The organism is Azospirillum brasilense, assembly GCF_001315015.1.
GTDB classification, from domain to species: Bacteria; Pseudomonadota; Alphaproteobacteria; order Azospirillales; family Azospirillaceae; genus Azospirillum; species Azospirillum brasilense.
The window spans coordinates 550,818-573,624 of record NZ_CP012917.1 but is presented as its reverse complement, the minus strand read 5'-3'; the positions used below and the strand labels follow the sequence as shown (position 1 = coordinate 573,624).

Annotated in this window: 19 protein-coding genes; 7 read left to right on the top strand and 12 right to left on the bottom strand. The window is 69.6% G+C overall.

All coding sequences use genetic code 11. The features are described from left to right. Positions 1 to 10: 10 nt before the first annotated feature. Together AMK58_RS27475 and AMK58_RS27470 are read right to left on the bottom strand one after the other, a co-directional pair. On the bottom strand, positions 11 to 1,213 hold the full coding sequence (locus AMK58_RS27475; protein ID WP_035682660.1) for an efflux RND transporter periplasmic adaptor subunit: 1,203 nt from the start codon (positions 1,211 to 1,213) through the stop codon (positions 11 to 13). Beyond that, positions 1,197 to 1,913, bottom strand: a complete 717-nt coding sequence (locus tag AMK58_RS27470; protein WP_035682657.1) for a TetR/AcrR family transcriptional regulator — start codon at positions 1,911 to 1,913, stop codon at positions 1,197 to 1,199. Before AMK58_RS27470 ends, AMK58_RS27475 begins: the two co-directional genes overlap by 17 nt. Before the next feature lie 160 nt (positions 1,914 to 2,073). Here AMK58_RS27470 and AMK58_RS27465 point away from each other — a divergent pair, with 160 nt between their 5' ends. The 4 genes from AMK58_RS27465 to AMK58_RS27450 all read left to right on the top strand — a co-directional run bounded on the left by AMK58_RS27465 (position 2,074) and on the right by AMK58_RS27450 (position 6,677). Then, positions 2,074 to 2,505 (top strand): hypothetical protein, encoded by a 432-nt coding sequence (locus AMK58_RS27465; RefSeq protein ID WP_035682655.1) that lies wholly within the window; start codon positions 2,074 to 2,076, stop codon positions 2,503 to 2,505. A gap of 74 nt (positions 2,506 to 2,579) precedes the next feature. Continuing rightward, positions 2,580 to 4,076 carry a multicopper oxidase family protein gene (locus AMK58_RS27460; RefSeq protein WP_035682652.1) on the top strand — a complete coding sequence of 499 codons (1,497 nt, stop codon included), beginning with the start codon at positions 2,580 to 2,582 and terminating at the stop codon, positions 4,074 to 4,076. Between the two features lie 224 nt (positions 4,077 to 4,300). Further along, entirely contained in the window at positions 4,301 to 5,344 is a 1,044-nt protein-coding gene (locus tag AMK58_RS27455; protein ID WP_035682650.1) for a polysaccharide pyruvyl transferase family protein, read from the top strand. Between the two features lie 73 nt (positions 5,345 to 5,417). Continuing rightward, positions 5,418 to 6,677 (top strand): hypothetical protein, encoded by a 1,260-nt coding sequence (locus AMK58_RS27450; protein WP_035682648.1) that lies wholly within the window; start codon positions 5,418 to 5,420, stop codon positions 6,675 to 6,677. On the opposite strand, the gene AMK58_RS27445 is transcribed toward AMK58_RS27450, so the two are convergent. From AMK58_RS27445 to AMK58_RS27430, 4 genes are all read right to left on the bottom strand, one after another. Beyond that, the gene (locus AMK58_RS27445) at positions 6,640 to 7,446 is read right to left on the bottom strand and encodes an ABC transporter permease (RefSeq protein WP_059399700.1); all 807 of its coding nucleotides are present in this window, start codon (positions 7,444 to 7,446) and stop codon (positions 6,640 to 6,642) included. The two genes, AMK58_RS27450 and AMK58_RS27445, sit on opposite strands and share 38 nt — an antisense overlap. A gap of 3 nt (positions 7,447 to 7,449) precedes the next feature. Next, positions 7,450 to 8,208 carry a molybdate ABC transporter substrate-binding protein gene (gene modA, locus AMK58_RS27440; protein WP_035682643.1) on the bottom strand — a complete coding sequence of 253 codons (759 nt, stop codon included), beginning with the start codon at positions 8,206 to 8,208 and terminating at the stop codon, positions 7,450 to 7,452. Positions 8,209 to 8,486: 278 nt separating this feature from the next. Beyond that, on the bottom strand, positions 8,487 to 9,992 hold the full coding sequence (locus AMK58_RS27435; RefSeq protein WP_059399699.1) for a tagaturonate reductase: 1,506 nt from the start codon (positions 9,990 to 9,992) through the stop codon (positions 8,487 to 8,489). A gap of 42 nt (positions 9,993 to 10,034) precedes the next feature. Beyond that, positions 10,035 to 11,108 (bottom strand): aldose epimerase family protein, encoded by a 1,074-nt coding sequence (locus AMK58_RS27430; protein ID WP_035682629.1) that lies wholly within the window; start codon positions 11,106 to 11,108, stop codon positions 10,035 to 10,037. Between the two features lie 267 nt (positions 11,109 to 11,375). Here AMK58_RS27430 and AMK58_RS27425 point away from each other — a divergent pair, with 267 nt between their 5' ends. Next, the gene (locus AMK58_RS27425; protein ID WP_104675455.1) at positions 11,376 to 12,596 is read left to right on the top strand and encodes an alpha/beta hydrolase family protein; all 1,221 of its coding nucleotides are present in this window, start codon (positions 11,376 to 11,378) and stop codon (positions 12,594 to 12,596) included. Positions 12,597 to 12,616: 20 nt separating this feature from the next. On the opposite strand, the gene AMK58_RS27420 is transcribed toward AMK58_RS27425, so the two are convergent. From AMK58_RS27420 to AMK58_RS27395, 6 genes are all read right to left on the bottom strand, one after another. After that, positions 12,617 to 14,443, bottom strand: a complete 1,827-nt coding sequence (locus tag AMK58_RS27420; protein WP_059399698.1) for an IlvD/Edd family dehydratase — start codon at positions 14,441 to 14,443, stop codon at positions 12,617 to 12,619. A gap of 110 nt (positions 14,444 to 14,553) precedes the next feature. Next, the gene (locus AMK58_RS27415) at positions 14,554 to 15,531 is read right to left on the bottom strand and encodes a Gfo/Idh/MocA family protein (protein WP_059399697.1); all 978 of its coding nucleotides are present in this window, start codon (positions 15,529 to 15,531) and stop codon (positions 14,554 to 14,556) included. A gap of 8 nt (positions 15,532 to 15,539) precedes the next feature. Beyond that, a complete protein-coding gene (gene mmsB / locus AMK58_RS27410) occupies positions 15,540 to 16,751 on the bottom strand; it encodes a multiple monosaccharide ABC transporter permease (protein ID WP_035682624.1) in 1,212 nt (403 codons plus the stop codon). Next, positions 16,748 to 18,331 (bottom strand): multiple monosaccharide ABC transporter ATP-binding protein, encoded by a 1,584-nt coding sequence (gene mmsA, locus AMK58_RS27405; protein ID WP_104675456.1) that lies wholly within the window; start codon positions 18,329 to 18,331, stop codon positions 16,748 to 16,750. The genes mmsB and mmsA overlap by 4 nt, the downstream gene beginning before the upstream one ends. Positions 18,332 to 18,558: 227 nt before the next feature. Continuing rightward, entirely contained in the window at positions 18,559 to 19,602 is a 1,044-nt protein-coding gene (gene chvE, locus AMK58_RS27400) for a multiple monosaccharide ABC transporter substrate-binding protein (RefSeq protein ID WP_236778383.1), read from the bottom strand. A gap of 148 nt (positions 19,603 to 19,750) precedes the next feature. Further along, on the bottom strand, positions 19,751 to 20,779 hold the full coding sequence (locus AMK58_RS27395; RefSeq protein WP_059399696.1) for a LysR family transcriptional regulator: 1,029 nt from the start codon (positions 20,777 to 20,779) through the stop codon (positions 19,751 to 19,753). Positions 20,780 to 20,932: 153 nt separating this feature from the next. Between AMK58_RS27395 and AMK58_RS27390 the strand changes: the two genes are divergently transcribed. Together AMK58_RS27390 and AMK58_RS27385 are read left to right on the top strand one after the other, a co-directional pair. Continuing rightward, entirely contained in the window at positions 20,933 to 21,817 is an 885-nt protein-coding gene (locus AMK58_RS27390) for an SMP-30/gluconolactonase/LRE family protein (RefSeq protein ID WP_035682501.1), read from the top strand. 40 nt (positions 21,818 to 21,857) lie between these two features. Then, positions 21,858 to 22,784, top strand: a complete 927-nt coding sequence (locus tag AMK58_RS27385) for a dihydrodipicolinate synthase family protein (protein WP_059399695.1) — start codon at positions 21,858 to 21,860, stop codon at positions 22,782 to 22,784. Positions 22,785 to 22,807 lie beyond the last annotated feature (23 nt).

Below are 22,807 nucleotides of genomic sequence, written 5' to 3'. Positions count from 1 at the left end.
GGCCGGGTCCTCAGTTGCGCGGAACGGTCTGCGGCGGCACCAGCGCGCTCGCTTCCGTCGGCACCACGGCGGCGCCGTTGTTCAGCTTGAGCTGGCCGGAGGACACCACCCGGTCGCCGGGCTTCACACCGTCGAGGATCTCCACCTTGCCGTCGAAGCGGTCGCCGGTCTTGACCGGGACGCGCTTGGCGACATGGCCGTCCTTGCCCTCGGCGTCCTTCTCGGCGGCGACGACGAAGACGCTGTCGCCGTAGACCGTGTAGTCCACCGCGGTTTCCGGGATGACGATGCGGTTCCGGGCCGGCGGCTGGACGACGCGGATGTTGGCGAACATGCCGGGCAGCAGCTTGCGCTCCGGATTCTTCAGCGTGGCGCGCACCTTGATGGCGCGGGTGTCCGGGCTGACCTGCGGCTCGATGGTCGAGATCGCCGCGTCGAAGTTGGCGCCGGGGGCGGCGTCGGCGGAGATCAGCACCGGCTGGCCGACGCGGATCTGGCTCAGCGCCTGCTCGGGCAGGGTGAAGTCGACGAACAGGTTGGCGAGATCGGTCAGCGTGACGACGGGGCCGCCGGCGCTGACATACTCGCCGACATTGACCTGCCGGATGCCCAGTTCGCCGTCGAAGGGGGCGCGGATCAGCTTCTGGGCGATCAGCGCCTCGGTCTTCTTGATGTTGGCGTTGGCCTCGTCGAGCTGGGCCTGGTTCTGGTCCACGGTGACCTGCGGGCCGGCCTGGTTGCGCAGCAGGTTGCGGGCGCGCTGCAGGTTGTTCTCGGCCAGCTTCGCCTGGGCGCGGAAGGCCAGCAGGTCGGCCTGGTCCGGAGCGTCGTTGAGCTGCACCAGCGGCGCGCCGGCCTTCACGCTGGCGCCCGATTCGAAGAAGATCTGGGTCACGCGCCCGACCACCTCCGGCGCCACGGTGACCTGCCGGCTGGCGGTCAGGGTGCCGATGGCGGTGGTGTATTTGGGAACGGACTGCGCCGTCGCCTCGGCGACCGAAACGGGGGTCGGCGGCGGCTTGTTGCCGGCGAAGAATTCGGCGATGGCCTTGTTGCGGAAGTTGTTGAAGGCATACAGGCCGCCGAACAGCACGGCCAGGATGACGGCCATGATGATGATGCGGAACGCCAGCCGCCCGCGGGTGACCGGACGGCGTGCGGTGGTCCGCTCCGGCGCGCGAGCGGAATGGTCGATGTCACTCGTCACGATCAGCCTCTCTCGAACAGGTCGGTTCTGATTCTGTTGATTGGGTGCAATGCAATAAAGGCGTGTAAAGGGCGACCGCCTCCTCCCGCAGGCCGAGGCCGCGCAGGATGAAGGCGACCGCGTCGCGGATGGTGCGCCGCGGCTCGGCCAGGGAAGGGACGAGCGGCGTCGGCGGGAGGTGAATGGTGGCGAGGGTCGAGCCCAGCATCTCCGCCAGCCAGAAGGCGTTCTCGGTCACCGGGGCCGAGGGAATGAGGTCGCCTGAGTCGCGGGCGGCGCGCAGCGAGGCCACGAAGGGCGGCGCGATGTGCTCCGACATCCAGCGGCGCACCATGTGGGCGAACTCCCCGTCCTCCAGCAGGCTCATGAAGTAGAGCCGGAAGCGGGGAAGTATGGTGTCGCGCTCGCTCGGCAGTTCGCAGGCGTAGCAACTCACCATCGCCTGAACATAGGCGGCGAGCGTCTCCGTGCTCGGCGGCATCGCCAGCAGCTTCGCCAGATCCTCGTCCCCGTCCACGCAGGAGCGGAAGATCGCCTCGTAGAGGGCGGCCTTGCTGGGGAAATGCTTGAAGATCAGCGCCTCCGACACGCCGGCGGCCTGCGCGATCTCCTTCGTCGTGGTGGCGGCGAACCCCTTGCGCGCAAACAGCGGAAGGGCCGCGTCGATAATCGCCGCGCGCCGGGCCGAGTTGTCCAGCCGTCCCATGATTAACCCTATTCCATAAGTGAGCACTAACTCACTTTGCTGGGCCGGAAATACCACGGCGCGGCTAGGCTGTCCAGAGCGGGCTCCCTGCAACCGCTGGCGTCAGCGCGAATTTGCGCTTGACCTTCCCGCCGCTGGAAGGTGGAGACTGTGAACCGTGATGCCGATGCAGGAATGGGAAACGGCGATGGCGCGGGGTGAGTGCACCCTTGGCGGGACGGTGTCGATCAGGCGGCTGCTGGCGGGGCTGCTGATGCTGGCCGCGCTGGCGCTGTTCGCCCCGTCCTCCGCGCGGGCGCATGTCCATGCCGGCGCCCATTCTCAAGGCCATGCCGCATCCTCGGCTCCAACGCCGGCCGGAACCGTCTGGGTGGGCGATGCCGACCACGCGCCGCCGGCGGACGACGCCTGCGCGGGCAGGAACGGGCTGACCTGCGGCGGCGCCTGTCCGATGATGCTGTCGGGCATCGCCACCACGGGGGCCTTTCCGACGCCGCCGCTCCGCGCGTCCGCACCCTTCCGGCCCGCCGGCCTGTTGCCGGAGGGAATCGGCCCGCCGCCGGCCCTCAGACCACCGCGCTTGGCCGTTTGACCGGACTCCATGCCCGAGGTGCGCCTTCACCGCGCGCTCCGGGCCGGCATTTCGCAAAAACGGACCATCGCATCATGACGATTCTTCAGACCCGCCGCCGTTTCCTGGCGTCCGCGGCTTCGACCGCTGCGCTGGGCGGCCTGTCCACCCTTCTTCCCGCGACCGTGCGCTCCGCATGGGCCGCGGCACCCCTCCGCCTCGCCGTCGAGCGGCGCGTGCTGGAGGTGATGGGCAAGCCCGCCTCCGTCTTCGGCATCCGCCAGCCGGACGGCACCTCCGGCCTGTTCCTCGATCCGGGGCAGCGTTTCCTGGTCGATCTGGCGAACCGGGCCGGGGAGGACGCAATCATCCACTGGCACGGCATGACTCCGCCCTACGCCCAGGACGGCGTGGCCGACGCGAACCGCCCGCTGATCCGCGACGGCGCCAGCCAGGGCTACGACTTCGAACCGCGCCCCGGCACGCATTGGATGCACTCGCACCACGGTCTCCAGGAACAGCTTCTGATGGCGGCCCCGCTGATCGTCCGCACCGCCGAAGACCGGCGGGCGGACGCGCAGGAGGTCACCGTGCTGCTGCATGATTTCACCTTCAAGGACCCCGCCGAGGTCCTCGCCGGGTTGACCGGTGGTGGCATGAATCACGGTGGCGGGCATGGAAGCGGCCACGGAGGCCATGGCAGCGGGCATGGCGGCGCCATGCCGATGATGGACCACACGAACATGAAGGGCATGGGCGGCATGACCATGGCCGCCATGGACCTCAACGACGTGGAATACGACGCCTACCTCGCCAACGACCGCACGCTCGACGACCCGGAGGTGGTGCGGGTGGAGCGCGGCGGGCGGGTCCGGCTGCGGCTGATCAACGGGGCGACCTCGACGGCCTTCCACATCGACCTCGGCGCCCTCGACGGCACGGTGGTCGCGGCGGACGGCAACCCGGTGCAGCCGGTGACCGGGCGGCGCTTCGGCATGGTTATGGGGCAGCGGCTGGACATCCTCCTCCAGCTTCCCGCCGATGGCGGCGCCTTCCCCATCCTTGCGCAGCGGGAAGGGGAGCGCCAGCGCACCGGCATCATCCTCGCCACCGCCGGCGCCGCGGTGGGCAGGACCGCTGGCCTTGCGGACGCCGCGGCCGGACCGGTGGACCTGTCGCTGGAACGGCGGCTGACGGCGCTCGACCCACTGTCAGAGCGTCCGGTGGGGGCGGCTTTCACCATCCGGCTGACCGGCGGCATGGCCCCCTATGTCTGGACCATCGACGACCGTCCCTTCGGCGAGCATCGGCCGCTCACCGTCCGCAAGGGGCAGCGGGTCAGCATCACCATGGTCAACGAAAGCCCGATGGCCCACCCGATGCACCTGCACGGCCAGCATTTCCAGGTGACCGCGCTCAATGGGACGGCGCTGGCCGGGGCGGTGCGCGACACGGTGCTGGTGCCGATGAACGGGTCTGCCACCATCGCCTTCGACGCCGACAATCCCGGGCGCTGGCCGTTGCACTGTCACAACCTTCTGCACATGGCGACGGGCATGATGACCGAATTGGTGTGTGAACAAACCATATGAACACGAAGATTCCGGCGCGGTCCGACCGCGCCGGAACGGGTACCGCAAAAGTCCCTCGCCGATTCGGAGGGGTGGAACCGGCGCATCCAGGCGCATTCCTTTGGGCGCGAACTTTCACGCATCACCCCCATTCACATTGGACCGGGGCGTGTCACTTCTCTTCCATCTCCGGGGCCGGCAACCAATGTTCCGGGACCAATCTTCTGCGGGGGCGGCCATTGGCCATGGATACCTGGTGTTATGACGGCGGTGCCGGGGGGCGCGCGGCCGCCGGATCTGGTGATGGAGGAGCTGCCGGCGGGGCTGCCGCCGGTGCGGCGGACCTCTGGCTGGACCCGGACCTTGCGGCCCTGGAAGCGCTGTCGCTGCGGGTGCGGGATCTGGTGCTTCCGCATCTGGGCAGCGGGCCGGCCGTCTATGCGGACATCCCGGTCCATCTGAACGTCGGGGACCTGCTGATCAACCAGGGGGCGGAGACGCTGTTCGCCGACGGCGGCGTCGAGATCCGCGAGCGGGTGACGCTGGGCAACGCCCGGCGCCTGCTGCGCCGCCAGCGCGACGGGCAGGCGGCGATCCTCCTGCACGGCGGCGGCAATTTCGGCGACCTCTACCCCCATCACGAGACGTTCCGGCAGAAGGTGCTGGAGAGCTTCCCGTCCAGCCGCATCGTGCTGCTGCCGCAGACCGTCTACTACCGCGACCACGACCGGCTGCGCCACGACATGAAGCGCTGGTCGGCCCACCGCAATCTGGTCTTCATGGTGCGCGACGCACCGTCGCTCGATCTGGTGCGGCCCTTTCTGGGGGAGCGGGCGATCCAAGTGCCGGACCTCGCCCATTACCTGACCCGCTACCCGACGCGGCTGACGCCGGTGCGCCCCGCACACGACACGACCCTGCTTGTGATGGCCCGGCGCGACCAGGAATGCGCGGGGCGCCATTGGCTGCGCCAGGACTCGCCGGTCTTCGACTGGGAGGATCTGTGCGGGCCGGAGGATTTCGCCGGTTTCGCGCTGGCCGCCCGGCTGATCCGGCTGGACGACGCGTTTCCGCTGCCCGCCGACCCGCTGCGCGGCTGGTATCCCATCCGCGACCGGCTGGTCCGCAAGGCCGTCGCCCATTTCGGCGCGGCCAACGCCGTGGTCACCAACCGCCTGCATGGAATGCTGCTGGCCCTGATGATGGGGCTGCCGGTGCAGGTGCGCGACAACTCCTACGGCAAGCTGACCAACTACATCGACAGCTGGCTTGCGGATTGGAAACGCTGAGGACCCCGGGAACGTTTGCGCCCCGCATCCGTCTGTCATCCCGGAACATGGGCTGAAGAGGGCGTCGGGACGTATGGCGGGCAAAGGGCTGCACATCGGATTCGAGGAGACGGCGAGCGGCGGTCTGGTCCGCCGCACCGTCCTGCTGTCCGAGGACGGCGCCCGCCGCCGGGACCGCGTGGTTTACGAGTTCGAGGATCCGGCCGGGACCGCGGCGGACCGGCCGATGGACGGGGCGGTCATGGCGGTCCTGTTCCACGCCATGCAACGGGGCCTTCCCGTCCATGTGCACGGGCCGCTGACCCGCACCGCGATGCACAACATCGACACGCTCCAGGGGGTGTGGCGGCGCTGGCGTCCCGACCGCTACCGGACGGTGGAGATCATCCCGGAGACGGTCGTCGACCGCAACGCGCCCAAGCCGGGGCGCCGGGCCATCGCCGCCTACTCCAGCGGGCTGGACAGCACCTTCACCATCCTGCGCCACCGGCTTCTCCTGCCGCCGGAGCGGCGCCACACCGTCGGCGCGCTGCTGATGGTGCATGGCTTCGACGTGGAATTGGACCGGGCCGAGGATTTCGAGCGGCTGGTCGAGCGCACCCGGCCCTTCCGCGAACTGGTCGGGCTGGAGCTGCGCGTGGTGCGCACCAACAGCAAGGAGTTGCACCTCCAGAACTGGCAGGATTCCCACGCGGCGGAGCTGGCGGCCTGCCTGCACCTCCACGAAGCGGAGTTCGAATTCGGGCTGATCGGCAGCACCAAGCCCTACGACGCGCTGGTCATCCCCTACGGCACCACGCCCATCGCCGACCATCTGCTGTCCGGCGACGGCTTCTCGATCGTCCATGACGGGGCCGCCTATTCCCGCACGGAGAAGGCCGCGGCGGTCGCCGCCTATCCGGAGGCGGTGCGCTCTCTGCGCGTCTGCTGGGAGGGGGCGGAGCAGTTCCGGAACTGCGGCGTCTGCGAGAAATGCGTGCGCACCCGGATGAACTTCGCCGCCGCCGGGGTGGCTGCCCCGGAGTGCTTCGACGGGCCGCTGGACCCCGCGCGCATCGGCGGCATCCCCGTGCGCAACGAGCCGCAGGCGGCGGAACTCCGCTCCATCCTCGACTACGCTCGCCAGCACGCGGTCGAGGGGGCATGGCTGGAGCGGCTGAAGGAGCGGGTGGGCGCCATCCAGCCGGATATTGATCGTTCCGAGCCCCGTCCTGTCCGGGCGATGAAGGGCGCCGCCGCCTCGCTGCGGCAGGCGGCGGTGGGACTGCTCGACGCCATGGAGCTGAAGCAGCCGCTCAAGCGGGTCCGCAACCGGCTGCGGACCCGCGGCTGACCCTGTCGTCCCGCCGCGTGCCGAGCAGCCGCATCGCCACCAGCATCAGCAGAGCCGCCGCCAGAAGCAGGATGGCGCAAGCCACGGCGATGCCGGTTTCCCCGGTGGCGATGTTGAGGAAGACGGCCATGGGCAGCGTCTCGGTCTTCAGGCGGGTGGCTCCGGCGACCATCAGCGTGGCGCCGAATTCGCCGAGCGCCCGCGCCCAGGCCAGCACGGCGCCCGCCGCGATGCCCTTGGCGGCCAGCGGCAGCTCCACCCGCCAGAACACCGCCCAGGGGGCGGCGCCCAGCGACTGCGCCGCGACGGCATAGCCGGGGTCGACGGACCGGAAGGCCGCCGTGGCGGTGCGCACCACCACCGCGGTGGACACGAAGGCCAGGGCCACCACCACGCCCGCGGGGGAGAACAGCAACTCCATCCCCAGGGCCGGGACCGGTCCGTTGCGCCCGAGCAGGAACAGCAGTCCCAGCCCGGCGACCAGCGGCGGCATGACCAGCGGGACGTCGAGCAGCGTGTCGAGCAGGACCTTCCCCAGAAAGCGCCGCCGCGCCATCAGGTAGGCGGCCGGCAGGCCGAGGACCAGTGCGATCCCCAGCGCCGCGATGGAGGTCAGCGCCGACAGCCGCAGCGCGAACAGTGTCTCCGCCGCGCTCAGGGCGGCCCAGAGATCGTCCGGGGGCAGGCGGGCCAGCAGGGCGCCCAGCACGCCCGCGATCGTCAGCGCGACGATGGCGAGCGGCAGGGCCAGCAGGACGGCGAAGCCCATCCGTCACATCTTCGGGGCGGGCGGGAAGCCGAAGCGCTGGAAGGTGGCAAGGCCGGCGTCCGAGGCCAGGAAGTCGGCGAAGCGCTTGGCGGCGTCCGGCGCGGCGCTGGTCGTCAGCACGGCGACGGGGGCGTATTCGGCCTCGTACCAGTCCGGCGGGATGGCGAGGACGGACAGCTTGCCGGGATTCTGCGCCGCCTCCGACGCGCCGATGATCGCGGCGTCCACGTTGCCGTCCAGCACATAGAGGGCGAGCTGCTTCACGGTCGCGGCACGGACGGTGACATTCCGGCGGATCGCCTCGCCCTGGCCGGACTTGTCCAGGATGTCCTCCGCCGTGCGGCCCAGAGCCATCGCCTGCGGGTCGCCGAGCCCGACGCGGACGCCCGGCTTGGCGAGATCGGCGAAACCGCGGATCGCCTCGGCCTTGCCCGGCGCCACGGCCAGCACGGGGCCGTGCACCACCAGCACCGTCAGGTCGGCGACGGCGTCCAACTCCTTCAGCTTGTCGGTGTAGAAGGTCGTGCCGGGGATGAACAGGTCGCCGGCCTTCGTCTCGGCAAAGCGGGCGAGAAGCTGGCCCGACCCGCCATACTCGGCCGTCACGGTGATCCCGGTCTCCCTGCGGAAGTCCTCGATCAACGCATCCACCGGCGGGCGGAGACCGGCGCCGACATAAGCGTGGAGGTCCTGGGCCGCCGCGGCGGTCTGGAGGGCCAGCAACCCGAAGGTGAGGGCGAGGGCGAGGGCTTTCAAACGCATGGACACAGTTCCTTCGATTCGTTGCGGAATGACGACTCGCCCGACGCTGTATCGATTCGGATACTGCGCTGGTGGGGCGCTGTCAACAGGCCGTTGTACGCGAAGGTATATAGCGGTTGCGGGGCAGTGTGCGTTCCCCTCTCTCCTCCGGGGAGAGGGTTAGGGTGAGGGGGTTGCACGTGTGCCGGACGTAGCGCCACGCGCATCCCCCTCACCGGCCCTGCGGGCCATCCTCTCCCCAGAGGGGAGAGGGTTATGATGAGGCCGTGTAGCTTAGCTCAACTCACCAGCGCTTCCAGGGCGCCGCGCATGCCGCGCTCCTCGATCACCGCCAGATGGGCGGCGGTGCGATGGGCCAGACCGGGGATGCGGGTCAGATCCTCGCCCCACAGGGCGGCGTTGGACAGCACGGCGTCCACCAGCGCCGCCGGGTCGCCGCCATGCGCGGCCCATGCGCCCGACAGCGCCGCCAGCACCGCCGCGTCGTCGCGGATGGGATAAGGGCCGGCGTCGCGGCTGCCGGTGCAGGCGCCGTCCGCCGCCAGCGTGCCCTTGTAGAAGCGCAGCAGGGCGGCCAGCGAGAAGGACAGGCCATCCGGCGCCTCGCCATGGGCGGCCGCGTAGTCCTTCAGGCTCGGCAGGACGCGCACCTGCCACTTCGACACCGAATTCAGCGAGATGGCGATCAGCTCGTGCCGGATGTAGGGGTTGCCGAAGCGTTCCATGATGGTGCGGGCGTAGTCCTGGCGCTCGGCGTCCGGCAGGGGCACGAAGGGGACGATCTCCCCGAACATCACCGTGTTCAAATAGGCGGACAGGGTGGGGTCGTCCATCATGCCTTTCACCGTGTCCACCCCCGCCACGAAGGCGGCGAGCGCGCCGGCGGTGTGGGCGCCGTTGAGGATGCGCACCTTGCGCGTGCGGTAGGGCTGCAGGTCGTCGGTCCAGACCACGTTCAGCCCGGCCTTGTGCAGCGGGAACTCCTCAGCCAGGGCCGCGGGGCCTTCGATGACCCAGACGTGGAAGGGCTCGCCGGCCACGGCCAGCGGGTCCTCGTAGCCCCACGTTGTAGCGAGTGCCGCGGCCTCGTCGCGCGGGTAGCCGGGGACGATGCGGTCGACCAGCGTGTTCAGGAAGTGGTTGTGCGCCTCGACCCAGGCGGCGAAGCCGGACTCCAGGCCCCAGCGCTTGGCGTGGGCGAGGACGATCCGCTTCAGCTTGGCGCCGTTGGCCTCGATTAGCTCGCAGGGCAGCAGGACGAGGCCGCTCTCCGGCGTGCCGCCCAGCGCGGTGAAGCGGGCGTGCAGCAGCGCCGCGACCTTGGCCGGGAAGCTCTGCGGACAGGCGCCGGGGGTGTAGGGTTCCGCCACGTCGGCGATGCCGGCCTCCGTCGTGTTGGACACCAGAAAGCGCAGCGCCGGGGATGTGGCGAGGGCCAGCATGCGGTCCCACTCCGCATAGGGGTTCAGCGCCTCGGACACGCAGCTCACCACCCGCCGGGATTCGACCGCCGCGCCCTGCTCGATGCCGCGCAGCAGGACGGTGTAGAGTCCTTCCTGAGCGGTCAGCAGGCCGGCGACGCCCTGATCCAGCGGCTGGGCGACGGCGACCCCGGCGCTCATCAGCCCGGCGCCGTTGGCGACGTCCACCATCCAATCGACGAAGCCGCGCAGGAAGTTGCCGTCGCCGATCTGAAGGATGGTGACGGGCAGCCGCGGGGCACCCGCCGTGTGCGCCACGTCGAAGGCGCCGGCGGCGAGCGATTCACGGGAGAGAAGAGGCATGACGGAAGGTCCTCTGAGAATCGGAATGCGCTGGCCGGGGATTCAGGCGACGCCGAAGCGGTAGACGATGCGGCCCGCATACCACTGGCCGGGGGCCAGCGTGGTGGAGGGGAAGGACGGGATGTTGACGGCGTTGGGGAAGTGCGACGGCTCCAGGCAGAAGGCGCTGTGCCGGGTGTAGAGCGTGCCGCCCTTGCCGAGGTCGCGCGGCGTCTGGCCGTCGAGGAAATTGCCGGTGTAGACCTGCACGCCGGGTTCAGTGGACAGGACCTCCAGCACCCGCCCGCTGCCGGGATGGACGACGCGGGCGTGCAGCCCCAGCGCGCCCGCCGGCTTGTCCACTGCGTAATGCAGGTCGTAGCCCTTGCCGAGCGCCAGCATCGGATGGTCGGCGGCGATCCGCGCGCCGAAGGCGACGGGGTTGCGGAAATCGAGGGGGGTGCCGGTCACGTCCACCAGCTCCCCGGTGGGGACGGCGGTGGCGTCCAGCGCCAGATAGCGGCTACCGTTGACCGTCGCCACATGGTCGAGGATCGAGGACCCGGCGTCGCCCGACAGGTTGAAGAAGGTGTGGTCGGTGAAGTTCGCCACGGTCGCCTTGTCCGCCGCCACGGCGGTCCAGGCGATGGTCAGGGCGTTGTCCTCGTCCAGCGTATAGACGAGCCGGACGGGAAGGGTGCCGGGGAAGCCCTCCTCCCCGTCCTGGAAGACGTAGGTCAGCTCCAGGCTCGCCTCGTCCAGTTGCCGCGCGGCGAAGGTGCGGAAGCGCGAGCCGCGCTGGCCGCCGTGCAGGGTGTTGGGCGGCGCGTTGACCGCGGTGCGGTGCTCCACCCCGTCCAGCGTGAAGCGTCCGCCGCCGATGCGCCCGCAATAGCGCCCGATGAAGGAGCCCATGGAGGGCTGGCCGGCCATGGTCCGCTCCAGCGTCTCGTAGCCCTGCACCACATCGCCGAGGGCGCCGTCGCGGTCGGGCGCCAGGATCTGGACGATCTTGCAGCCGTAATTGGTGATGCGGACGGCCATGCCCCGGCGGTTGCGCAGGGTGAACAGGTCGGTCGGCGTGCCATCGATGGTGGCGCGGAAATCCTCGCGCCGGAGGTCGGCATAAGGCGTCATGGCGTGGGTGCCCCTTGGACCGGAAGGATGCCGGAAGGATATTGGATATATTAATATATCAGTTATGGGGGGCGGAAGGAGAAAAGCGCCCGCCGCCGGACCGGGCGCTTTTGCCGCACCTGACGAGATGGGCAATTGTCAGCCGGGGAGCGTCATGTCCGTTCGGGCGTCTCACCTTCTGCGCGATGGCGTGATGATGCCGGCAAGGTGACAATTGAGGGTTGCCGGGGCTCCGTGAACCGGCGGGCGGGAATGAGGAGGACAGCCGTGACCACCCTCTTTCACGACGCTCTGCACGAGGACTTCGGCACTTGGCCTATCGCCTACATCCCCTATGGCGGGGCGGAGTTCGGCGAGATCAAGGCGGTCGCCGAGGCCATCGGCGACGGTGACGACGGCGCCTATTACGACGCCTGGACCGCCGCGGGCGACCGGCTGGCGCACGAGGCCGACATCGCTTTGTCCAAGGGCCACAAGGCGACCGCCCGCGCCCTTTATCTGCGGGCGAGCGCCTTCCACAACGCCTCCTTCCACCCGCTCTACGGCGCGCCCGTCGATCCGCGCCTGATCGCCGCCTTCCACAAGGGGACGGCGGCGCTCGACAAGGGGCTCTCGCTTGGACCGCGCCCGGCCATCCCGCTGGCCATTCCCTTCGGCGGGATGGCGATGCCCGGACGCTTCATCCCGGCGGAGGGCTTCGAGACCCGCGTCCGCCCGCTGATCGTCTTCACCAACGGCTACGACGGCACCATCACCGACATGTATTTCGCGTCGGCGGTGGCGGCCTCGCGGCGGGGCTATCACAGCCTGCTGTTCGACGGCCCCGGCCAGGGGGCCATGCTCTACGAGCACGGCGTGCCGCTGCGCCCGGACTGGGAAACGGTGATCGGGGCGGTGGTCGATTTCGCCGAAACCCTGCCGCTCGTCGATGCGGCGCGCATCGCGCTCAGCGGCTGGAGCCTGGGCGGGCATCTCGCCCCGCGCGCCGCGTCGGGCGAGCCGCGCATCGCGGCGCTGATCGCCGATCCCGGCACCTGGAGCATTGCCGACGGCTTCCGCGACATGGTGGTGCACAGGCTCGGCGTCGCGCCGGAGGCGGCGGCCGATCTCGGCACCCTGGACCAAGCCGTCATCGACCGCATGGACGCCCTCATCCGCGGCAACCGCCAACTGAACTGGAAGGTCGTTCAGCGCGGCTTCTGGGTGCATGGCGTCAGTGATCTGCGCTCCTACCTCGCCTCCGCGGAGTTGTTCACCATGCGGGGGCGGGCGCATCTCATCGCCTGCCCCACCCTGATCACCCAGGCGGAGGGTGACGCCCTGTCGGCCGGTGCGGGCGCCTTCTTCGACGCGCTCACCGGACCGAAGACGCTGATGCGCTTCACCGCCGCCGAGGGCGCCGACGGGCATTGCGAGATGGGCAACCGCTCCCTCCTGAACCTCCGCGTCCTCGATTGGCTGGATGACCGGTTCAAGGTGGGGGGCTGACGCGCCGCACGGCCTTTCCGTCAGTGGTTGTCGCGCGGGATGCCCATGGTCTGGGCGACGCGCTGGTACTTGACGGCGGGTTTCAGCACCATCCCCTCGTCGAGCTGATCGACGATGCCGCGCTGGATCTCCTGCCAAGGGGTCTGCGATGGCGGGATCGGGTAGCCGCCCGCGGCGTCCAGAGCGGCGCGGCGGTCGGCCAGCTCGCCCTCCGAAATCAGGATATCGGCGCTGCCGCGGCGCAAGTCGATGCGCACCCGGTCGCCGCTGCGCAGCAGGGCCAACCCGCCGCCCGCCGCCGCCTCCGGGGACGCGTTGAGGATGGAGGGCGACCCCGAGGTGCCGGACTGGCGGCCGTCGCCGATGCAGGGAAGGGAATGGACGCCCTGCCGGATCAGCGTGGCGGGGGGGCGCATGTTGACCACCTCCGCCGCCCCCGGATAGCCGATGGGGCCGGTGCCGCGGATGACCAGGATGGTGTAGGCGTCGATGCCCAGGCCGGGGTCGTCGATGCGGTGATGGTAGTCCTCAGGCCCGTCGAAGACGACGACCTTGCCCTCGAATGCCTCCGGGTCCTGGGGGTTGGACAGGTAGCGTTCGCGGAACTCGTCGGAGATGACGCTCGTTTTCATGATGGCGGCGCCGAACAGGTTGCCGCGCAGCACCACGAAGCCGGCGTTGGGCATCAGCGGCTCGTCGATGGGGTGGATCACCCGCGTGTCGAGGATCGGCTGGTGGCGGCAGTTCTCGCCGATGGTCCGGCCGTTGACGGTGGGCGCCCCCTCGCGGATCAGCCCCTTGCCCATGAGCTGGGCGACGACCGCGGGCACGCCGCCGGCGCGGTGGAAATCCTCGCCCAGATACTCGCCGGCCGGCTGGAGGTTGACCAGCAGCGGCACGTCGTGCCCGTGGGTCTGCCAGTCCTCGACCGTCAGCGGCACGCCGATGTGCTTGGCGATGGCGTTGATGTGGATCGGCGCGTTGGTCGAGCCGCCGATGGCGGAGTTGACGACGATGGCGTTGAGGAAGGCGTCGCGGGTCAGGATGTCGGAGGGCTTGAGATCCTCGCGGACCATCTCCACGATGCGCTTGCCGGTCTCGTAGGCGGCCTGCTGGCGCTCGCGGTAGGGGGCGGGGATGGCGGCGGAGCCGGGAAGCTGCATGCCCAGCACCTCGGCCAGCGAGTTCATCGTGGAGGCCGTGCCCATCGTGTTGCAGTAGCCGGTCGAGGGGGCCGACGACGCCACCAGCTCGATGAAGCCCTGATAGTCGATCTCGCCGGCCGCCATCATCTGTCGGGCCTTCCACACGATGGTGCCCGAGCCGGTGCGCTCGCCGCGGAACCAGCCGTTCAGCATCGGGCCGACCGACAGGGCGATGGCCGGGATGTTCACGGTGGCCGCCGCCATCAGGCAGGCGGGGGTGGTCTTGTCGCAGCCGATGGTCAGCACCACCCCATCGAGCGGGTAGCCGTGCAGCACCTCGACGAGGCCGAGATAGGCGAGGTTGCGGTCGAGCGAGGCGGTCGGCCGCTTGCCGGTCTCCTGGATCGGGTGGACGGGGAACTCGATGGCGATGCCGCCGGCGGTGCGGATGCCCTCGCGCAGGCGTTCGGCCAGGACCAGATGGTGCCGGTTGCAGGGGCTGAGGTCGGAGCCGGTCTGGGCGATGCCAATGATCGGCGCGCCCGATTGCAGCTCCTCCCGCGTCAGCCCGAAATTCAGGTAGCGCTCCAGATAGAGCGCGGTCATGTCGGGGTTGTCGGGGTTGTCGAACCACGCGCGCGACCGCAGCCGCCGGGCGGAGCCGATTTCCGGGTGCTGGGGGGAGGTCTTCGTATCGGACATGTCGGCACCAATTCGGGTTGGGGGCGCGGACCGGGGTCGGCCGGCGCCGGGGTCGTTCGGAGCCTCGTTCGGGCGTCGTTGGGAGTCGGCCGGGCGGTGTGCCCGGCGCTTTACCAGTGGAAGGCGTCGGTGGTGCGCCAGCGCCCGACCAGACAGGCGTCGGCGACCAGTTGCAGCGGACGGGCATCGACGTCGCCGGCCGCGTCCGCGATCAGATGGTGGAAGCGGCGGTAGATGCCCTGGTACTCGGCGTCGGGCTCGGCCAGCGCCGGCACGCCGTCCACGCTCAGCCGCGTGCCGCCGTGGGTGAGGTCGAGCCGTCCGCCCTCTGTTTCGATGGCGATGGTCCAGGTCTGCTCGCCTTCCTGGAGGAAGTCGAAGGCAGCCGTCACCGTCCCGATGGCGGAGTCCACAGCACCCTCCATCCTCAGCGTCGCGGCGATGGGCGTGTCGCGGTTGGCGGGCACCCGCAGCTCGGCGTCGCGGACGACGACGGGGGCCGGCAGAATCTCGGTCAGGATCGACAGGGCGTTGATGCCCGGATCGAAGACGCCGAAGCCTCCCGCCGCGAAAATCCAGTCCTGGCCGGGATGCCAGCGCCGCACGTCCTCCTTCCAGATGATGGCAACGTTGCGGACGGTGGCGCCGGCCAGCCGCCGCCGCGTCTCCTCGACCGCCGCGTTGAAGCGGGAGTGCCAGGCGGCGAACAGCGTGCGCTTGGCGTCCTCCGCCGCGTCGAGCAACAGGCGCAGCTCGGTCAGGGTGGCGGCCGGCGGCTTCTCGATCAGGACATGCTTGCCGGCGCGCAGCGCCTCCACCGTCAGGACGTGCCGGACGGCGGGCGGCGTGCAGATCGCCACGGCGTCGAGGCCGGGCAGGGCGGCCAGCATCTCCCCCTGGCTGCGGAAGACCGCCACGTCGCCGAGCCCGGTTTCCTCCGCTGGGTCGCCGTGCGGGCTGACCACCGCGGCGAGGCGGAACAGGCCGGTGGCGGCGATGGCCGGGACATGCTGGTCGCGGGCGATCTTGCCGAAGCCGACGATGCCGAGGGTGAGGGGGGCGGGGGTAATCGGGGTGGGACGGGTCATGACGGTCCTCACGCCTTGTTCTTGTTGTAGACGTCGATGGTGACGGCGGCGAGCAGCACCATGCCCTTGATGACCTGCTGCCAGTCGATGCCGATCCCCAGGATCGACATGCCGTTGTTCATCACGCCCATGATGAAGGCGCCGATCACCGCCCCGGTGACCCGGCCCACGCCGCCCGACGCCGAGGCGCCGCCGATGAAGCAGGCGGCGATCACGTCCAGCTCGAACGAGACGCCGGCCTTCGGCGTGGCGGTGTTCAGCCTTGCGGCGAAGATCAGCCCGGCCAGCGCCGCCAGCACCCCCATGTTGACGAAGGTGTAGAAGCTGAGCCGCCGGGTGTCGATGCCGGACAGCTTGGCCGCCTTCTCGTTGCCGCCCAGCGCGTAGACGCGCCGCCCCACCGTGGTGTTGCGGGTGACGAAGCTGTAGAGCGCGATCAGTACGCTCATGATGATCAACACGTTGGGCAGGCCGCGGTAGGAGGCCATCAACTGCCCGACATAGATCAGCACGGCGGCCAGCGCGACGTTCTTCGCCACGAACAGCGGCAGCGGCTCCTGCTCGATGGCGACACTCTGCCGGCGCAGGCGCGCCCGGGTGTTCATCGCCACCAGCGCGGCGGCCACCGCCGCGCAGAGCAGCAGGCTGGTCAGGTGGAACTTGCCCAGGTTGAGGGCGTCGAGCGCCAGGAAGTCCGGGATGAAGCCGGAGCTGAGGCGCTGGAACTCCACCGGGAAGGGGCCGACCGACTGGCCGGCCAGCAGGATCAGGCACAGGCCGCGGAAGACCAGCATGCCGGCCAGCGTCACGATGAAGGAGGGGATGCGCAGATAGGCGACCCAGAAGCCCTGCACCGCCCCGATCGCCGCCCCGGCCAGCAGGCACAGCAGCGTCGTGGTGACGAAGTCCAGGTGGAGCCGCACCATCAGCGTCGCCGCCAGCGCGCCGATGAGGGCGACGACCGAGCCCACCGACAGGTCGATGTGCCCAGCGACGATCACCAGCAGCATGCCCAGCGCCATGATGACGATGTAGCTGTTCTGCAGCACGAGGTTGGTCAGGTTCAGCGGCTGCAGCAGCGTGCCGTCGGTCATGTACTGGAAGAACAGGACGATGGCGACCAGCGACAGCAGCATGCCGTACTCGCGCATGTGCGCCTTCACGAACCGTCCCATGGACACCCGCGGGCCGCGCGCCGGAAGGTTGAGTTCGGCACTCATGGCAGAGCCTCCCCGGACATCAGCGTCTCGCCGGAGCGCATGATCGCCCGCATGATTTTCTCCTGGCTGGCCTCGGCCGCCGGCATCTCGGCGACCATTTCGCCGGCGTTCATCACGCAGATGCGGTCGGCGACGCCCAGCAGCTCCGGCATCTCCGAGGAGATCAGGACGACGCCCCGGCCCTCGGCGACCAACTGGTTGATGATGGTGTAGATCTCGTACTTGGCGCCGACGTCGATGCCGCGGGTCGGTTCGTCGAGGATCAGCACCTTCGGGTCGGCGAACAGCCACTTGCTGAGCACGACCTTCTGCTGGTTGCCGCCCGACAGGTTGACCGTCTCCTGGAACACGTCGGGGCAGCGGATGCGCAGCCGGCGCCGGAACTCCTCGGCCACCTGGACCTCGCGCTCATGGTCGATGACCCAGCGTTTCGCCACCCCCCTGAGGTTCGCCAGCGTGACGTTGTGGCGGATGTCGTTGTCGAGCACGAGGCCGAGATGCTTGCGGTCCTCCGTCGCGTAGGCGAGGCCGTTCGCCATGGCCCGGCTGATGGTCGAGACGTCGATCGCCCGCCCGTCGAGGAAGGCCTGCCCGCGGATGTTCCGGCCGTAGGAGCGGCCGAACAGGCTCATCGCGAACTCGGTGCGGCCGGCGCCCATCAGCCCGGCGATGCCCACCACCTCGCCGCGGCGGACGGTCAGGTTCACGTCGCGGACGACGCGCCGGCCGGGATGGGCCGGGTGGTCGGCGCTCCACCCCTTCACCTCGAACAGCACGTCGCCGGGCACGGTGGTCCGTTTGGGGTAGCGGTCTGACAGGGCGCGCCCGACCATGCCGCGGATGATGCGGTCCTGGCTGACCGCGGCCTCGCGGCAGTCCAGCGTCTCCACCGTCGTGCCGTCGCGCAGGATGGTTACCCGGTCGGCGACCTTGGCGATCTCGTTCAGCTTGTGCGAGATGAGGATGGAGGCGATGCCGCGCGCCTTGAATTGCAGCAGCAGGTCCAGCAGGGCGTCGCTGTCGCTCTCGTTCAGGCTGGCGGTCGGCTCGTCCAGGATCAGCAGCTTGACCTCCTTGGACAGCGCCTTGGCGATCTCCACGAGCTGCTGCTTGCCGACGCCGATGTCGGTGATCAGGGTCTCCGGCGGGTCGTGCAGCCCGACCAGCCGCAGCAGCTCCCGCGCCCGCAGGGTGGCGGCGTCCCAGTCGATCACGCCGCGGCTTGCCTGCTCGTTGCCGAGGAAGAGGTTCTCGGTGATCGACAGCAGGGGGACGAGCGCCAGCTCCTGGTGGATGATGATGATGCCCAGCCGCTCGCTGTCGGCGATGCCGCGGAAGGCCTGCGGCTGGCCGCGGAAGCGGATTTCGCCGTCAAAGCTGCCTTGTGGGTAGACCCCGCTCAGCACCTTCATCAGCGTCGACTTGCCGGCGCCGTTCTCGCCGATCAGCGCGTGGATCTCGCCCTCGCGAACCGACAGGTTGACGTCATCCAGCGCCTTCACGCCGGGAAACGTCTTGGTGATGCCCTTCATCTCCAGGATCGGCATCGCCAGACTGGACCGCTCCAGGATGGAGTCCATGAGAATCCTCCGAGGAACCTGCGATCGTCCGAGCGCACCTCAGGCCGGTGGCGGGTCGCTCGCATTTTCAATCCCCTCTCCCCTCTGGGGAGAGGGTTAGGGTGAGGGGGTTGCGCTTTTGCCGGACGCACCGTCACGCGCATCCCCCTCACCGGCCCTCCGGGCCACCCTCTCCCCAGAGGGGAGAGGGTTATGAAAGCCAAGTGCGCCCGCCCCGCGCCGTTGCGTCACTTGAACTGGGCTTCGGTGTAGTAGCCGCTGTCGACCAGCGTGCCCTTCCAGTTGGAGGCGTCCACGCTGACCGGCTTGAGCAGATAGGCCGGGACGACCTTCTTGCCGTTGTCGTAGGTCTTGGTGTCGTTGACCGGCGGCGTGCCGCCGCCCAGCACCGCGTCGACCATCTCCACCGTGATCCGGGCAAGCTCGCGGGTGTCCTTGAAGACGGTGGCGCGCTGCTCGCCCGCCAGGATCGACTTGATCGAGGGGACCTCGGCGTCCTGGCCGGTCACCACCGGCATCGGCTGCGACGGCGAGCCGTAGCCGACCCCCTTCAGCGAGGAGATGATGCCGATGCTGATCCCGTCGTAGGGCGACAGCACGGCGTCGACGCGGCGGTTGCCGTAAAAGGCGCTCAGCAGATTGTCCATGCGGGCCTGGGCGGTGGCGCCGTCCCAGCGCAGGGTGGACACCTTGTCCATGCCCACCTGACCGCTGCCCACCGTCAGCTTGCCGCTGTCAATGTAGGGCTGCAGCACCGACATGGCGCCGTTGTAGAAGAAATAGGCGTTGTTGTCGTCGGGAGAGCCGCCGAACAGCTCGATATTGAAGGGACCTTTGCCGTCCTTCAGGCCCAGCGCGTCGACGATGTAGCTGCCCTGCAGCACGCCGACCTGGAAATTGTCGAAGGTCGCGTAATAGTCCACATTCTCCGACCCGCGGATCAGCCGGTCGTAGGCGATGACCTTCACGCCGCGGTCCTTGGCCTGCTGGAGCACGTCGGTCAGCGTCGTGCCGTCGATGGCGGCAATCACCAGGACCTTGCTGTTCTTGGCGACCATCGTCTCGATCTGGGCGAGCTGGTTGGGGATGTCGTCCTCGGCGTATTGCAGGTCGGTCTTGTAGCCCTTGGCTTGGAACTGCTTGACCATGTTGTTGCCGTCGTCGATCCAGCGGGCCGAGGACTTGGTGGGCATCGCGATGCCGACGGTGGGCTTGTCCTGCGCCAGAGTCGGATTGGTGCCGGTGGCGAGGACCAGCATACCGACGGCCATCCCGGCCAGTGTGGTCGTGAACGAAGAAGACATGGGCCGATTTCCTCCCCCTTCTGCGGCACCGGGTTGGCCACACCCGCGGCACTTGAACGGGTGTCGGGTGGCGCAATGTTTGTAAGGCTAGCAATCGGCCGAAAAACCATAACTGTCAAATACGATTATTGGCGGAATCCATACACATTTCGATATCACTTGAAGAGCTTGGCTGCGGCATTTCCAGCGCGCGGCGCATCTTGGTGTCGGACGCCGCGCGCAGAGCGGCCAGGGCGGTGCGGGCGCCCGGCGACAGCGGGCGGTCCTTCAGCCAGAAAATGCCGTAAGGCTCGACGCTGAAGCGCTTGTGGAAGGGCACGATGGTGCAGCTGCCGGTGGGGGAGAACACCTGGGCAAGGGCGCGGGCGAAGACGGTGACCGAATCGTTCTCGGCCACCATCGCCAGGGAGATGACCGGGGAAGCGCTTTCGATCACCTTGCGCGGCGGCGGAACCCCCTCGGCGCGGAACAGCGCCTCGACCCGGCTGCGCAGCAGGCTGCCCAGGGGCTGGAGAATCCAGGTGGCGTCCACCAGATCGGCCGCGGTCAGCGGGCGGCCGAGCCGCAGCAGCGGGTGGCCGTCGCGGCAGACGAAGCACAGCTCCTCGCTGCTGATTTCCTGATAGTCGAAGCACGATGCGTCGACGTGGTCGGGCAGGCGGCCGATCGCGAAATCCATCACGCCCTGCCGGACCCGCTCGGCCAGCACGTCGCTGGTCTCCACCGCCACGGCGATCTTCAGGTCGGGGTGATCGCGGGTCAGCGTGGTGATCACCGGCACCACCAGTTCCACCGCCGGGGCCATCACCGTGCCGATGGAAACGCTGCCGCTGTGGCCGGCCAGCAGGTCGTTCAGCTCCTCCCCCGCCTCCTGCAAGCCGCTGAGGATCGTCCGTGCGTGGCGGATCATCAGGCCGCCGTACCAGTTCGGCTCGACGCCGCGGCCATGGCGCTCGAACAGGGTGACGCCCAGCGACTCCTCCAGGTCGCCCAGCAGCTTCGAGGCGGCCGGCTGCGACATGGTCAGGCTGGCGGCGGCGCGGTGCAGGTTGCGGTGCTCGTCGAGCGCCACGAAGAGCTGGAGATGGCGCAGCTTCAGCCGGGCCTTGAGGAACCAGTTGGCCGGGAAACGGTGCGGGGTCACGGGCGGGGTCTCCGGTCTGGCGGCGCCACCGCCATACGAAATCTCGTATCGCCGGCGCCGATATTCGTATTGGACGCGTATCAGAACGCTCTCTATTGTTGGCGTGGTCAACAAAATTCAGAACGGGACCGCGAGGGGGGGAGGCGAGACGGCATGCCGCAGGAGGTTCGTTGCGTCTGGCCCGCCCGCGCGCTCTTGGGCGAAGGCCCGCTGTGGGCGCCGGGGCAGGGCGCCGTCTTCTTCGTCGACATCCACGGATCGCGGATCCTGCGTCACGGGCTCGACGACGGGTCCCAAGCGGACTGGGCGCTGGAGGACGCCGCCTGCTGGCTGGTGGAGTGCGCCGATGGCGACGGCTTCATCGCCGGGCTGCGCTCGCGCCGGGTGGTCCGCCTGCGGCTGGAGCCGGGCCGCGCGGTGATCGCCGGGGAACTGGCGCGGATCGACCCCGACCGGCCGGGCAACCGGCTGAACGACGCCAAGGCCGACGCGCAGGGGCGCTTGTGGATCGGCAGCATGGACGACGGGGAGGAAGCGCCGTCCGGCGCCTTCCACCGGCTCGACCCCGACGGCTCGATCGCGCGTGTGGACGATGGCTACACCGTCGCCAACGGACCGGCCCTGTCGCCGGACGGGCGGACGCTCTACCACACCGACAGCGCGGCGCGGACGATCCACGCCTTCGATCTGGACGGCGCAGGGCGACTGTCCGGAAAGCGCGCCCACATCCGCTTCGCCGAGGCCGACGGCTATCCCGACGGCATGACCTGCGACGCCGAGGGCGGCCTGTGGGTGGCCCATTGGGACGGCGGTCGGGTCAGCCGCTTCCGGCCCGACGGCACGCTCGACCGCGCGATTAAGCTGCCGGTGTCGCGGGTCACCTCCTGTGTCTTCGCCGGCCCCGCCCTCGACCGGCTGTTCGTGACCACCGCAGCGCATGGCCGGCCGGACGAACCGCTGGCCGGCGCGCTGTTCGAGTGCGATCCCAGCGGCGTTCGCGGCCTGCCGCCCGGCCGCTTCGGGCATCCGCCCGGCTGATCCGGCCCGCAATCCACCCGACAGAAGGACCCCAACGGCCATGGCCCCCAGCGCCCGCCCTTACCGGGGAGTGTTCCCGGTCGTCCCCACCATCTTCACCGAGACGGGGGACCTTGACCTCGCCGGGCAGACGCGCTGCGTCGATTTCATGATCGACGCCGGCTCCGACGGCCTGTGCATCCTCGCCAACTTCTCCGAGCAGTTCGTGCTGACCGACGCCGAGCGCGAGCTGCTGATGGAGACCATCCTCGGCCACGTCGCCGGCCGGGTGCCGGTCATCGTCACCACCACCCATTTCAGCACCGCCGCCTGCGCCGCGCGCAGCCGCCGCGCCCAGGAGCTGGGGGCCGCCATGGTGATGGTCATGCCGCCCTACCACGGCGCCACCATCCGCGTGCCCGAGGCAGGCATCGTCTCCTTCTTCCAGCGGGTGTCCGACGCCATCGACATCCCGATCATGATCCAGGACGCCCCGGTCAGCGGCACCACGCTGTCGGCGGAACTGCTGGCCCGCATGGCGCGGGAGATCGCCAACGTCGCCTACTTCAAGGTCGAGGTGCCGCAGGCCGCCGCCAAGCTGCGCCGGCTGATCGAGCTGGGCGGCGACGCCATCGAGGGACCGTGGGACGGCGAGGAGGCGATCACCCTGCTGGCCGATCTCGACGCCGGGGCCACCGGCGCCATGACCGGCGGCGGCTATCCCGACGGCATCCGCCAGATCATCGACCCCTTCCTGGCCGGCGACCGCGAGGCGGCGGTGGCGGCCTACGGGCGCTGGCTGCCGCTGATCAACCACGAGAATCGCCAGTGTGGGCTCGCCACCGCCAAGATCCTGATGAAGGAGGGCGGCATCATCGCCTGCGACGCTGTGCGCCACCCGCTGGCCGACCCGCAGCCGGCCAGCCGCGCCGGCCTGCTCGACGCCGCCCGCCGCCTCGACCCGCTGGTCCTGCGCTGGGCGCGCTGAGGACCGCGCCACCCCTCGCCAAA